Annotated in this window: 11 protein-coding genes; 10 read left to right on the top strand and 1 reads right to left on the bottom strand. The window is 56.4% G+C overall.

Annotated features, from left to right (window positions below):
• The first annotated feature begins 528 nt into the window (after positions 1 to 528).
• From TH2_RS08515 to TH2_RS08490, 6 genes are all read left to right on the top strand, one after another.
• Positions 529 to 1,614, top strand: a complete 1,086-nt coding sequence (locus tag TH2_RS08515; RefSeq protein ID WP_008890011.1) for a substrate-binding domain-containing protein — start codon at positions 529 to 531, stop codon at positions 1,612 to 1,614.
• Positions 1,611 to 2,957 (top strand): ABC transporter substrate-binding protein, encoded by a 1,347-nt coding sequence (locus TH2_RS08510; protein WP_008890010.1) that lies wholly within the window; start codon positions 1,611 to 1,613, stop codon positions 2,955 to 2,957. The genes TH2_RS08515 and TH2_RS08510 overlap by 4 nt, the downstream gene beginning before the upstream one ends.
• 71 nt (positions 2,958 to 3,028) lie before the next feature.
• Positions 3,029 to 4,345 (top strand): carbohydrate ABC transporter permease, encoded by a 1,317-nt coding sequence (locus TH2_RS08505; RefSeq protein WP_008890009.1) that lies wholly within the window; start codon positions 3,029 to 3,031, stop codon positions 4,343 to 4,345.
• Positions 4,345 to 5,574: a carbohydrate ABC transporter permease gene (locus TH2_RS08500; protein WP_008890008.1), complete on the top strand. Its 1,230-nt coding sequence runs from the start codon at positions 4,345 to 4,347 to the stop codon at positions 5,572 to 5,574. The genes TH2_RS08505 and TH2_RS08500 overlap by 1 nt, the downstream gene beginning before the upstream one ends.
• Positions 5,575 to 5,579: 5 nt before the next feature.
• Positions 5,580 to 6,938: an MGH1-like glycoside hydrolase domain-containing protein gene (locus TH2_RS08495; RefSeq protein WP_202949000.1), complete on the top strand. Its 1,359-nt coding sequence runs from the start codon at positions 5,580 to 5,582 to the stop codon at positions 6,936 to 6,938.
• Position 6,939: 1 nt separating this feature from the next.
• A complete protein-coding gene (locus TH2_RS08490; protein ID WP_008890006.1) occupies positions 6,940 to 8,013 on the top strand; it encodes an ABC transporter ATP-binding protein in 1,074 nt (357 codons plus the stop codon).
• A 166-nt stretch (positions 8,014 to 8,179) separates the two neighbouring features.
• On the opposite strand, the gene TH2_RS08485 is transcribed toward TH2_RS08490, so the two are convergent.
• The gene (locus TH2_RS08485; protein ID WP_062955801.1) at positions 8,180 to 8,617 is read right to left on the bottom strand and encodes an Lrp/AsnC family transcriptional regulator; all 438 of its coding nucleotides are present in this window, start codon (positions 8,615 to 8,617) and stop codon (positions 8,180 to 8,182) included.
• Between the two features lie 212 nt (positions 8,618 to 8,829).
• Between TH2_RS08485 and TH2_RS08480 the strand changes: the two genes are divergently transcribed.
• The 4 genes from TH2_RS08480 (at position 8,830) to TH2_RS08465 (ending at position 13,075) form a co-directional block, all read left to right on the top strand.
• Positions 8,830 to 9,063, top strand: a complete 234-nt coding sequence (locus TH2_RS08480; RefSeq protein ID WP_008890004.1) for a hypothetical protein — start codon at positions 8,830 to 8,832, stop codon at positions 9,061 to 9,063.
• Between the two features lie 289 nt (positions 9,064 to 9,352).
• Positions 9,353 to 9,814: a (2Fe-2S)-binding protein gene (locus TH2_RS08475; protein ID WP_008890003.1), complete on the top strand. Its 462-nt coding sequence runs from the start codon at positions 9,353 to 9,355 to the stop codon at positions 9,812 to 9,814.
• A gap of 3 nt (positions 9,815 to 9,817) precedes the next feature.
• The gene (locus TH2_RS08470) at positions 9,818 to 11,992 is read left to right on the top strand and encodes a xanthine dehydrogenase family protein molybdopterin-binding subunit (RefSeq protein WP_008890002.1); all 2,175 of its coding nucleotides are present in this window, start codon (positions 9,818 to 9,820) and stop codon (positions 11,990 to 11,992) included.
• 87 nt (positions 11,993 to 12,079) lie between these two features.
• Positions 12,080 to 13,075 (top strand): XdhC family protein, encoded by a 996-nt coding sequence (locus TH2_RS08465; protein WP_008890001.1) that lies wholly within the window; start codon positions 12,080 to 12,082, stop codon positions 13,073 to 13,075.
• Positions 13,076 to 13,080: the final 5 nt, after the last annotated feature.

The following is a 13,080-nucleotide window of genomic DNA, read 5'->3' as shown; positions in this document are numbered from 1 at the left end:
TGACTTCAAGGCATGCCTCAAACGATAAAAGCAAAAAGGGGACAACCCCCTTTTGGAGATCGTCATTCCCGCGAAGGCGGGAATCCCCTGCCATTCGAACCGCTGTGGATTCCGGGTCTGCGCTTCGCTCAGCCCGGAATGACGAAGCTCGAGGGTTCTGAGGTTTGTCAATGTTCCGGTAGCTGATCATGAATGTTATCGAGTCCTGACCACAAGGTCAGGAAATGATGGCATGGGACATCCCACCCCGCATAGTGCGTCGCACAAAACAACCGGCGCCCAAAAACAATACCATTGGATAAAGGCGCCTCACGATAGACTGGTAGCGCCAAATTTTTCTGAAAACACCCCACCCTTACGAACAGCCCAAACCTGCTACCGCGCCGCAAAATAAACCGTTCAAAATCAACTGTTTGACAACCGAAAGCGGTTTCGGATAGCGTTTCCCTGTTCCGAAAGCGGTTTCGGAGCACCAAACACCGTCAAAAAGACGGTGAAAAGCACAAGAAAGACACTCAGGGAGGTTCCGTGCCGCGCGTTCGGAAGCAAAACGAAACCATGTCGATTGCCCGGCTGGCCAAACATCTTGGTTTGTCCGAGGGAACCGTTTCGCGCGCGCTGAACAATTATCCCGATATCGCCGAGAAAACCGTCGCCCGTGTCCGCAAGGCCGCCGATGAGCTGGGCTATCGCCCCTCGACCACAGCCCGGCGTCTTGCCCGTGGCGTGGTCGAAACCATCGGCTTTGTCCTGCCGGCCCGCGACGGTCATCAGATTGATCCGTTTCTGGCCGAAATTCTCGACGGGCTTGCCACCGAACTTGCCCTGTCTGACTGGGACTTGCTTGTTTCCGCCGTCCCTGATGGTCATGACGAGGTCGAAGTCATGGACCGTTTGATCCAATCGGGCAAGGTCGGCGGATTTGTTGTTGCCCGCACCAAACGCCATGATCCGCGCATTGATTTTTTGCGCACATCCCACATCCCGTTTGTCGCACAAGGCCGTACCGAAAACTGTGACGACTATGCATGGCTTGATATCGACAATGAAAAGGCCTTTGTCGATGCGGTGAATTACCTGGTCGGCCTTGGCCATCGCAAGATCGCCTATCTCGGCGGTGATCCCGAGCTGAATTACGCATGGCAACGGCGCGCCGGCTATCTTGCCGCGACCAAGGCCAAGGGCTGCGATATCGCGCCGGGCTATATGCATGACGGGATCACCAACGAACTGGCCGCCCGCGAGGCCGTCCTGGAAATTCTCAAACTCCCCGATCATCCGACCGCCATTTTGTGTGTGACCGATGCGGTTGCCATCGGCGCGATCCATGCGCTGGCCCATGCCGGTATCGACGTCGGATCGGAAATGTCCGTGATTGGTTTTGATGGCCTGCCGATGGGCGAGGCCATCCATCCCGGCCTGACCACCATGAGCCAGGCCAGCTATAAGATCGGCCGTGAAGTCGGGCGGATCGTTGTTGCGCAGGCGAACAAGGCAAATTCGCCTGCATCCGAATTTTCCCAAATCCTGTGGGAAGCATCGCTGACCGTCCGTGGGTCAGCCAACCCGCCAGCATTGAAGCTGGCCGCCAATGCCAAGGGAGGCATCTCATGAAAACAAGGTTTACGCGTGCATTGACACTCGCAGCCGCCGGTCTGCTGGTTTCCACCAGCATCGCCAGTGCGCAACTGCGGTTCTGGACCACCGAAGAACAACCCGAACGCCTGGCCAAGCAAGAAGAAATGGCCAAGGAGTTCGAAGCCAAAACCGGCACTTCTGTCGAAGTCATTCCGGTCACGGAAACCGAACTTGGCACGCGTGCCACCGCGGCCTATGCCGCCGGTGACTTGCCAGACGTCATTTATCTGACACTGCAATATGTCCTGCCCTGGTCCGAGGCCGGCATCCTTGATACCGAAGCCAATAACGAAGTCGTCAACCAGTTGGGCAAGGATACCTTCGCACCGGCCGCACTCAGCATGGCCGATTTCGACGGCGAAGTTGCCGCCGTGCCCTCTGATGGCTGGACCCAGATGGTGCTTTATCGCAAGGACCTGTTTGACGAAGCCGGTCTTGAGGCCCCCAACACGTATGCCAATATCGTCAAGGCCATCGAAGCCCTGCACAATCCGCCTGAAATGTATGGCTTTGTCGCCGCGACCAAGATCGATGAAAACTTCATGAGCCAGGTGCTTGAGCACGTCTTCCTGGCAAACGGCGCAACCCCGGTGGCCGCCGATGGCTCGGTCGGTTTTGACAAGGCAAAGCTCGTCGAGGCGCTTGAGTTTTATAAAAAACTCGCCGATGCATCGCCCCCCGGTGATCTGTACTGGAAACAGTCGCGCGAGGTTTACTTCGCGGGCAAAGCAGCGATGATCATCTGGTCGCCCTTCATCCTTGATGAACTGGCAGGCCTGCGTGACAGCGCCCCGCCCACCATCAATAACGATCCCACCTCGGGCGAGCTCGCCTCGAAAACCGGTGTTGTCACCCGTCTGATGGGCCCGTCCAATCCGAATGGCGCCGCCTGGGGTGACATTCGTTATTTCGGCATTACCAATGATGCCGATACCGACCCGGCCGAGGAATTTGTCAAATTCTCGCTCGGTGAAGGTTACACCAGCACCCTTTCCATCGCGCCAGAGGGCAAATTCCCGGTCCGTCATGGCACCGCCGAAAATCCCGATGAGTTTGTCAAGGCATGGGCCACCCTTCCGGTCGGTGTGGATCGCAAAAAACCACTGTCGGAGCTCTATGACCCGGCCGTCATCACCGATATCGTTTCCGGTCTTGAAACCGCAAACCGTTGGGGTGTTGCCGAAGGTCAGCTGGCCAAGGCATCGCGCATCATCAACAGTCAGGTCATCAATCGCCGTGTGCGCGAATTCATCGACGGCGAACGTAACGCCGATGCAACTGCTGATCTGATCAACGAAGAAGTCAGCAACATCGAATAAGCGATCTTGATCCGGGGCGCAGATTATCACCGCGCCCCGGATTTCCGATTTTCACAACGGATTTCAAGACGATGGCCCCTTCCAACTCAACCGCTCACCCCCCGGCAACCACCACGCCGCCGCGCAAAGGCAAACTGGGCCCGATGGCCCGGCGCGAAGCACGGCTTGCCCTTTGGATGCTGGCCCCGACATTTCTGATTGTCATGGGCATTGTCCTGTTTCCGTTGCTGGCCAATTTCTGGATTTCGGTCAAGCCGGTCACACTATCGGATTTGCGTCCGCCAACCCCGGTGGTGTCCGAACGGGTGCGGGGCGATTTTGACATCGCCGGACAGGAATTTGAAATCCAGTACCGCCTGCGCAATTCATCGCGCGACGGCGATATCACCGACGTCGTCCTGACCGATACTTTGCCTGCGGGCATTACGGTCATTGATCCGGGGGATGTTTGTACGGTCACGGGGGCTGAGGTCCGCTGTGCCCTTGATGGCCTTCCAGCTGGCGAGCGTACCCGGCTTAAAATGACGGCTGTTTCAGATGAAAGCTTTGCCGCCAATCCGGTTTCCCCGCGCGATAGCGAACCCACCGTTACCGGCACGTCCGACAACATCCTGACCAACAGTGAATTCACCCTTGATAACTTCGCGCGGATATTTGATTCCCACGAATTCTGGTCGGTGCTGTGGGTGACGATCACCTACACGGTCTTTGGCACGCTGGGCGCACTGGTTTTGGGCCTGTTTGCCGCACAGATGCTCAACAAACCCTTTGCTGGCCGCTCGATCATTCGCGGGCTTTTCCTGTTTCCCTATGTGGCACCGGTGATCGCGGTTGCCTTTACCTGGGTGATCCTGCTTGATCCCTTCAACGGCACCTTCAATGCCATCTTGCAACGCATGAACCTTGCCGACGAAGGCGTAAACTTCTTTGGTCAGCGCGACATTCCCATTGATGTTTTTGGGCTCACCATCGATTTCCCGCTGGCCTTGGCAACGGTGATTGCCTTTGAAGCCTGGCGTTATTTCCCGCTGTCCTTCCTGTTCATTCTGGCCCGGATGCAGTCGATTTCATCAGACATGTACGAGGCCGCAGAGGTCGATGGTGCCACGCCCTTGCAACAGTTCTGGCACATTTCCCTGCCGCAACTTCTGGGGATTCTGTCGACGCTGTTCCTGCTGCGCTTCATTTGGACGTTCAACAAGTTCGACGACATCTTCCTTCTGACCGGCGGGGCGGCAGGCACGCGCACACTCACGGTCGATGTCTATGAACAGGGCTTTGCCCTGTCCAATCTTGGCGCCGGGGCGGCGGTGGCGGTTGCCATCTTCATCCTGCTTCTGGTCTTTGCCGTGTTCTATTTCAAATTCGTCCATCGGGAGGATTCGTAATGCGTATCGGTACGGGTCTTCTTCTGGGTCTGCTGACCGGTTTGCTTTGGGGTACAATTGCCGTTGCCCTCACCGGCATTTCATTAACCCTGATCACTGGCCTTCCGGCCACACCGATCATATCGGCGGGCGCACTTGGCGGGGCGGTCAATGCCGCCATCATCATGCTGCGCGCGCCCGCGGATCGCACACCGGGGCTTTACCTTGTCGCCTTTGCTGGCGTCATCATAACCATGATGCTGGTCTCCTTTGGCGCACCGTTCAGTCTGGCCTTTTCGGAAAGTTCGCTTATTCAGGCATTTGGCGTCGGGTTGATCGCACTTACCGTGACTTTTGCCAACCGGGCGGTCCTGATCGACATTCAGTCGGGCATGCTCAAACGCTATAAGATTGATCTGGTGATTGTCCGCACACTCAAGGGCTTTGGCTTTGTGTTCTTTAGCGTCATTGTCATCCTGCCCTTCTACGTGATGGTGATGACCAGCCTCAAGAACCAGCAGGATCTGTTCCTGAACCCGCTGGATCTGTCGATTGATCTGACACAGGGTGCGGCCAGCCTGTTTGACAGCTATGTCGAACTGTTCACCAAGTTCAATTTTGGCCGCTTCCTGCTGATTTCGACCATCGTGTCGGTCTGCACCGTTTTGATCACGCTGGCCTTTTCGATCCCCGGCGCCTATGCGGTAGCGCGTTTGAAATTCCCCGGACAGACGGTGCTTTCAAGCTCGATCCTGCTGATCTATCTGGTGCCGATGATCGTTCTGGTCATTCCGCTTTATGCCGTGTTTAGCCAGCTTGGCCTGCGCAATACGGTAGTTGGCCTTCTGATCGTCTATCCGGCCACCACGGTGCCCGTGGCCCTTTACATGCTGCAGGGCTATTTCCGCGGCCTCCCCGCCGAACTCGAAGAAGCCGGTCTGATGGATGGTCTGTCACGCTTTGGTGTGATCTGGAAAATCACCCTGCCGCTCGCCTTGCCGGCACTGGCATCGGTGTCGCTTTATGTCTTCATGATCGCCTGGAACGAGTTCTTGTTTGCCTTCATGTTCCTTGATGATCCCGACATCTTCACCCTGTCGCGCGGGGTGGTGTCGCTCAATTCATCGGAAGTCCCGCGCCAACACCTGATGGCCGGTGCGGTGATCGCAACGGTGCCGATCCTGGTCATTTTCCTGTGGTTTGAACGCTTCCTCGTTCAGGGCCTGACCGCCGGGAGTGTCAAGGGATGAGTCAGATGAGCCAGATGCGCCTATCCCTCGATCAGCTTACCGGCACCAACAGACGTGCGGCCGACATCCTTATTGGCAATGATCGCGGCGGCTATACCGTGCCAAGTGCCAAGCTCTATCCGTTCCAGTGGAACTGGGATAGCGCGCTGGTTGCCCTTGGCTTTTCGGTGTTTGATTCTGACCGTGCCTGGCAGGAAGTCGAAAGCCTGCTTTCCGCGCAATGGGACAACGGCATGGTGCCGCACATCATTTTCTGGAAAGAGGAAAAAAGCTACTTCCCCGGACCGGAACAGTGGGGCACGACCGACATCGCCAAAAGCCCGCCAACATCGGGCATCACCCAGCCCCCGGTGGCGGCAACCGTGATCGAACGGCTTCTGGCCGAAGACAGTGCTGCCCATCGCGACCGCGCGGCAAAGCTTCTGCCCAAACTTGATCGCTGGCATCAATGGTTCCTCGATGCCCGCGATCCGGATGGGCGCGGCGTGGTTGCGATCATGCATCCATGGGAAAGTGGCCGCGATAATCTGCCCGACTGGGATCGCCCCTTATCCTTTATCGACACCACCGGGGTCGGCACCTATCACCGCCGTGATACCGATATCGTCAACGAAGACGAACGTCCTAAAAACAACGACTATGATCACTATATGGCGCTGGTCAAATTCGGACGCGATTGCAACTGGAACACGGACCACATCGCGCGCAACTGCCCGTTCTGGGTCGCCGAACCGGGCATGAATGCCATCCTGCGGCGGGCCGAACGCGACCTGATCAATATGGCAACGCTACTGGGCCAGGGTGATATCGCCGCCCGCGCCACCGCCCGCCTCGCCCGTCTTGATGCCGGGTTTGAGTTGCTTTGGTCAGAAACCGTCGGCGGCTATGTCACGCTTGATTTGCGTCGCGATGAACACGCCACCGGCCTGACATCAGGAAGCTGGCTTGCACTCTTTGCCGGTCCGGTCGAACCGACGCGCACAACCAAGATGGCCGCAACCCTGACCCACTGGCTTTCGCAGGTCAAACACGGCGTTCCAAGCTTCGATCCCAATCATGAACTGTTTGATTCCATTCGTTATTGGCGCGGTCCGGTTTGGGCCATGGTCAACTGGATGATTGCCACCGGATTGTCTGAGCATGGCGAAACCGACCTTGCCGAGCGTATCCGGCGCGATACGCAGTCCCTTATCGACCAATCCGATTTTCGTGAATATTTCTGCCCGGTGACCGGCCGTGGTGGCGGGGGCACGGATTTTTCGTGGACGGCATCGATGTCGCTTTATTGGGCGGCCCGTCCCGAAACTTTGCCCATCACCCCACACCTTTCGAAAACCGGCACCGCAGATCAGGAGAACACATAAAATGGGCCAGATCGAACTTAAAGGTATCCGCAAATCATTTGGCGGGATTGATGTCATCAAGGGCATCGATCTTCAGATCGATGAAGGTGAGCTGGTGATTTTTGTCGGCCCGTCCGGCTGTGGCAAATCGACGTTGCTGCGCCTGATTTCAGGCCTTGTCGAAGCATCCGATGGCCAGATCCTGATTGATGGCGATGATGTGACCGGCAAGCCCCCGGCGGAGCGCGAGCTTTCGATGGTGTTTCAGTCCTATGCGCTCTATCCGCACAAATCCGTGCGGGAAAATATGGGCTTTGCTCTGACCGTTGCCGGCATGCCAAAGGCCGAAATCACCCAAAAGGTCGATGAAGCCGCCGCAACGCTCAAACTCGAAGACTATCTGGATCGCAAACCCAAGGCACTGTCGGGCGGTCAGCGCCAGCGTGTGGCAATCGGTCGTGCGATTGTCCGAGAACCGCGCGCCTTCCTGTTTGACGAGCCGCTCTCCAACCTTGATGCGGCTTTGCGCGTTGAAATGCGCCTTGAAATCGCCCGCCTGCACCAGAAACTCGGTGCCACCATGGTCTATGTCACCCATGACCAGGTCGAGGCGATGACGCTTGCCGACAAGATCGTCGTTTTGCAAGCTGGCCAGATCGAACAGATCGGCACCCCGCTTGATCTCTATCGCCATCCGGGCAACCTGTTCGTCGCCCAGTTTATCGGCTCGCCAAAAATGAATGTGGTCGACTGCACGGGCAAGGGCACGCAGCTTACCTTTGGCAATGGCAACACATCCGATATTGCCCGCAATGCCGAAGGTGCCACCAAGATGGGCATTCGCCCCGAACATATGGCGCTTTGTGATGCCGGTGATGCCAATGACACCAACAAGGCCATCCTGACCGGCCAGATCGATGTCATGGAACATCTCGGCTCTGACAGCTTTGCCTATGTCAATGTGCCCGATGTCGGTCTGTTCACCGTGCGCATCGTCGGTCATTCCGACGCCAAGGAAGGCGACATGGTCGGCCTGCATTTCGCGTCAAACGATGTCCATCTGTTCGACGCATCGGAAAAAACCATCCCGGCATGACGAAACGCGCATGTCGGATTTTCGATTTGGGCGTCATTGCAATTGTATGAGGATTAAAATGATGTCCAATATCGGGCTTTCTGCCCGATGCCAGACTTTTCACCAATATTGAATAATGGGCTTGGTTATTCATTTTAAGTGAATACCCAAAAAGCCCCTTTTGGCGCTATTTCAGCGATCCCAAAACCGCCAGACTTTCATAGCGTTTGATATAGGGTTCATGAAACACCCGGTCGACAAAGGCGCTGTATTCTTCCATGTCGCTGACCTGAATACGCAGGACAAAATCATGCGCCCCTGTCACATGATGACACTGCACAACCTCAGGCATTCTGCCGAATTCCTCACGCATCAGCATATACCGATCCGGGCGGTCGCGCTCCATGGTCAGAAGCACGATCACCATCATCTTCTTGCCAAACACCTTGGGTGACACGATCGCAACATCGCGTTCAATCACCCCGGTTTCGCGCAGACGCTGCACCCGGCGCAAACAGGCCGCCGATGAAAGACCAACTTTCGCGGACAGCTCATTACCTGTTAAGCGACTGTTTTCCTGCAATAATTCCAGCAGGCGATAGTCAAATTTATCGAGTTCCGCCAAGGTCCAATATCCCAAACGACGCTGTAACATCCTTCGGATAAACATGACCGAAGCAGCCCGCGAAAGAAAATCGTTTTTACAGATTCTTTGCGAAAATCTCGCACGGATTTGCGAACTTTGCGCGCCGTTTCACATAATCCAGACGTAAATTGTTTGTGGGTCCGAAGGAAACTTTGTCCCCTTATTAGCAAACAAACTAGCGAGCCAGCATCATGCCAGCACAGTTTACAAATGGATCCCTCGTCGCCACCACCAATGTCGCGCCGGTATCAGGCGTAACCATCTGGCGCTGGCTCGTCCTTTTCCCGCGCAAATGGGCACAAGCCTACAAGGTCGCCCGTGATGCAGAAATGCTTCGCAACGCCCCACGCGAAGTGCTTGAAGATATCGGCATTGCCCGCAATGACGTCGCGTTCGTCTGCGAACATGGCCACCTGCCGAGATAACGACCTCCCTTATTAACGGTCATCAGGCGCCCCACCTGACGGACCGGCCTTAAAAGCCTGTCGGTGTCCATGCACTGGCAGGCTTTTTGTTTTGATCTCTTTCTCGTCTCCGACGTCCCGCGCGATCCTTCTTAATTCCCTTGGCAGGCTGCCGCTATTGCCCTCCGACCGGCCCGGAGATCGCCATCCCATCACTACCAGATCACGCATTCCGGGCGTTTACCGCTTGGTTACCTGCCCCCACGCGATGATCAGGCATAACAAGCCAAAAGAGAGAGATGAGGCGGTCATGCAATATCAGCTTAAGATCAATGGAGAATCCCGTACCGTTGATGTCGAACCGGGCACCCCGCTGCTTTGGGTTCTGCGCGACGAATTGGAACTTACCGGCACCAAATTTGGTTGCGGCGTTGCCTATTGTGGTGCCTGCACTGTGCATGTGGATGGTTACCCGACCCGTTCCTGCCAGACCTTTGTCGAGGATGCGGTCGATAGCGAAATCACCACCATCGAAGGGGCAACCGACAAGGTCGCCAAGGCAGTACAGGCCGCCTGGCAGGAAAAAGATGTCGTGCAGTGCGGCTGGTGTCAGTCCGGTCAGATCATGTCGGCCATCGGCCTTTTGACCGAAAACCCCAATCCGACCGATGAGGAAATCAAGGATTACATGTACGGCAATGCCTGCCGCTGTGTGACCTATGTCCGCATCAACGAAGCCATCAAGCTCGCATCTGAAAAGCTGGAGGCCTAAGCCATGAACATCAGTGTATCCCGTCGCGGCTTCCTTAAGGGATCGGCCGCTGGCGCCACAGCCCTTTTTGTCGGTGTGAATGCCAAGGGTGTTCTGGCTGCCGGAAGCTCGCTTGCGGCAAATACCGACCTGAACCCATTTGTCAAAATTGATGCCGACGGTGTTGTCACCGTCATCATCAAACATTTCGAAATGGGTCAGGGAACGACCACCGGCCTGACAACCCTGGTTGCCGAAGAAATCGATGCCAACTGGGACAGTGTCAAAACCGATTTCGCACCGGCCGATGATGTCCGCTACAAGAACCTGTTCTTTGGTGCGCAGGGGACCGGTGGTTCGACCTCGATTGCCAACTCGTTTGTCCAGTACCGCGAAGCTGGTGCTGCCGCGCGTGACTTGCTTGTCCGTGCAGCGGCCCAAAGCTGGGGTGTAGATGCATCGACCATCTCTGTTGAGAACGGCATCATTTCATCAGGGAGCAATTCCGGGCACTTTGGCGAATTCGTTGCGATTGCAGCAACCCTTGAAGCCGTTGAAAAGCCGACGATCAAGACCCCGGATCAGTTCAAGCTGATCGGCAACGAAAAGCTCCACCGCAAGGACAATCACGGCAAGACCACCGGGACCGCGATCTTTGCCATGGATGTCAATCTGCCCGGCATGATCTATGCCGCGATCATGCACAGCCCGAAATTCGGTGGCACTGTTGTTTCCTTCGATGACAGTGCGGCAAAGGATGTCGGTGGTTTCATCGCCGCACAGGTCCTGCCAAACAAGGCTGGTGTGGTTGCCTTTGGCAAAAACACCTGGTCGGCATTCCAGGCGCGTGATGCGCTTTCGGTTGAATGGGACTTCAGCGTTGCTGAAACCCGCAGCACCGATGCCCTGATCGCGGCCCATCAGGCCCTGCTTGATGAAAAGCCGGAATTCGAAATCGGCCACGAAATCACGACCGAGAATGTCGCACCCTTGATTGACGGTGCGTCAAAAACCATCGAGGCTGACTTCACCTTCCCGTACCTGGCGCATGCGTCAATGGAATCTCTGAACTGCACGATTGAACCAACCGATTTTGGTGTGCGTGTTCATGACGGTTGTCAGTTCCCGACCATCACGCGACCGACGGTTGCAGCAATCCTTGGGCTTAAACCCGAACAAGTCGAAATCAAGACGTTATATGCCGGTGGTTCGTTTGGCCGTCGCGCCAACCCGACCGCCGACTACAATGCCGAGGCTGCCATGGCCTTTGCCGTGTCGGGCAAAAAAGTCCCGGTCAAACTGGTCTGGAGCCGCGAAGACGACATGAAGGGCGGCTATTACCGCGCCATGTCAGCACACCGGGCAAAGATTGGCCTGGATGCGGATGGCAAGATCGTCGGATGGGACCATCGCCTTGCGATCAAGTCGATCATGAAAGGCACAAGCTTTGAAGGAATGATGGTCCGTGACGGGGTTGATGCGACCTCTGTCGAAGGCGTTTCCGAAAGCCTTTATGCCATCCCGAACCAGGCCATCGGCCTGACGGATTTCCATAACCCGGTGCCGGTTCTTTGGTGGCGTTCGGTGGGACATACCCACACCGCCTATGCCATGGAAACCCTGATGGATATGGTCGCAGCCGAAAGTGGTCAGGACCCGATCGAACTGCGTCTGGCCATGCTGGACGCAGCGCAGCCCAACCAGGCCCGCATGATTGAAGCCATCAAGCACGTGCGTGAGATTTCCGGATGGAAAGAAGGCGACAAGCGCGGCTTTGCCTGCCACTTCTCGTTCAATACCTGCGTCGCGGTTGTGGCGGATGTCTCGGTCGATGACACCAGCGTGCATGTCAACAAGCTGTTCATGGCGGTTGAATGCGGTGTGGCTGTAAACCCCGACGTCATTCGTGCGCAGATGGAAGGCGGGGCAGGCTACGGCCTGACAGCGATCTTGCGCAATCAGATCACCCTGACCGACGGTGAAGTCGATCAGTACAACTTCCCGGATTACGAATTGCTTCGTAATCCCGAAATGCCCGAAGTCGAGGTCGCCATCGTTCCATCGAACGGTGCACCGACCGGTGTTGGCGAACCGGGTCTGCCCCCAACCGGGCCGGCCGTTGCCAATGCGATCTTTGCGCAAACCGGCAAGCGGATCCTGGATCTTCCCATGACCAAGGCCGGTTTCGACTTCGTGTAAGAGATAACTGCTCGGGGGATCATTTTCCCCCATCCCCCACCCCGTGGTTTCCCGGGCAGTTACCCTTTTGCTGAAAGGGCGAGGAATATGACCAATCAACTTTCTGCAATGCTTGGCACCTGGCAGGAAAACCGCGACAGCACTGAATGGGTGCTGGGAACGGTTTATCGCACCGAAGGGTCGGCTTATCGCAAGGCCGGTGCCATGATGCTGATCAACGGTCACGGGCAACAGTTCGGACTACTCAGCGGCGGCTGCCTTGAGGCCGACATTACCCGCAATGCGCGCCGGGCCATGGTGACCGGCAAACCTGTCATGTTGACCTATGACGGCACTGACGAAGATGATCTGTCATTCAAACTTGGCGTGGGATGTGGCGGCACGGTCTATATCATGCTCCAGCCACTTGGCTCCGCGAATGATCTGGGCCTTGGCGATTTGTATGAAGCCCTGCAAAAACGTCAAAGCGGCGTCTATTTCCAGAAAATCGATGCGGTCGAAGGCTATTTCGAGACTGGTGCGCTTTATGGGCAACGCCCGGCCCATATTGAAAACCGTGAGGACGGCAATTGGCTGGTGACACCGATCCAGCCTGAACCCCATGTTCTTGTGGTGGGCGGTGGCCTTGATGCCCGCCCGGTAATTGGCATTGCCCATCAGATGGGCTGGCAAACAACGCTGGTCGATCCACGCCCGGCAAATGCCCGGGCGGAGCATTTCCCCATAGCAGGCACCATCCTGCGCAAGATTGATGGTGACCTGGCAACCTATGTGACCGATCACAAAGTTGATGCGGTTATTCTGATGGCTCATAGTGTCAGCATCGATGCCGCGGCCCTTGCGGTGCTTTGCGATGCACCGATCAAACATCTGTCCGCCCTTGGTCCACGCCATCGGTTTCGCGATGTTCTGAACGAAGCTGGCATTTCGCGGAACGATCTGGCATTTGATATTTCAAGTCCGGCGGGCCTCGACATTGGCGGACAACTTCCTGAAAGCATTGCTCTTTCGATGTTGTCAGGCATTCATGCCGCCCTGTTCAAACAATCAGCGGCCCCGGCCCTGGCACAAGCCGCCGAATAATGCGA

The organism is Thalassospira profundimaris WP0211 (assembly GCF_000300275.1).
Classification (GTDB): Bacteria; Pseudomonadota; Alphaproteobacteria; order Rhodospirillales; family Thalassospiraceae; genus Thalassospira; species Thalassospira profundimaris.
Note: the sequence above shows the minus strand (reverse complement) of the source record. Positions and strands in the feature narration are given on the sequence as shown.

What these genes read in the sequence shown, in the direction of transcription:
- TH2_RS08510 (WP_008890010.1), top strand. Translation starts at nt 1,611, where the DNA reads ATGAAAACAAGGTTTACGCGTGCATTGACACTCGCAGCCGCCGGTCTG.
- TH2_RS08505 (WP_008890009.1), top strand. Translation starts at nt 3,029, where the DNA reads ATGGCCCCTTCCAACTCAACCGCTCACCCCCCGGCAACCACCACGCCG.
- TH2_RS08500 (WP_008890008.1), top strand. Translation starts at nt 4,345, where the DNA reads ATGCGTATCGGTACGGGTCTTCTTCTGGGTCTGCTGACCGGTTTGCTT.
- TH2_RS08495 (WP_202949000.1), top strand. Translation starts at nt 5,580, where the DNA reads ATGAGCCAGATGCGCCTATCCCTCGATCAGCTTACCGGCACCAACAGA.
- TH2_RS08490 (WP_008890006.1), top strand. Translation starts at nt 6,940, where the DNA reads ATGGGCCAGATCGAACTTAAAGGTATCCGCAAATCATTTGGCGGGATT.
- TH2_RS08480 (WP_008890004.1), top strand. Translation starts at nt 8,830, where the DNA reads ATGCCAGCACAGTTTACAAATGGATCCCTCGTCGCCACCACCAATGTC.
- TH2_RS08475 (WP_008890003.1), top strand. Translation starts at nt 9,353, where the DNA reads ATGCAATATCAGCTTAAGATCAATGGAGAATCCCGTACCGTTGATGTC.
- TH2_RS08470 (WP_008890002.1), top strand. Translation starts at nt 9,818, where the DNA reads ATGAACATCAGTGTATCCCGTCGCGGCTTCCTTAAGGGATCGGCCGCT.
- TH2_RS08465 (WP_008890001.1), top strand. Translation starts at nt 12,080, where the DNA reads ATGACCAATCAACTTTCTGCAATGCTTGGCACCTGGCAGGAAAACCGC.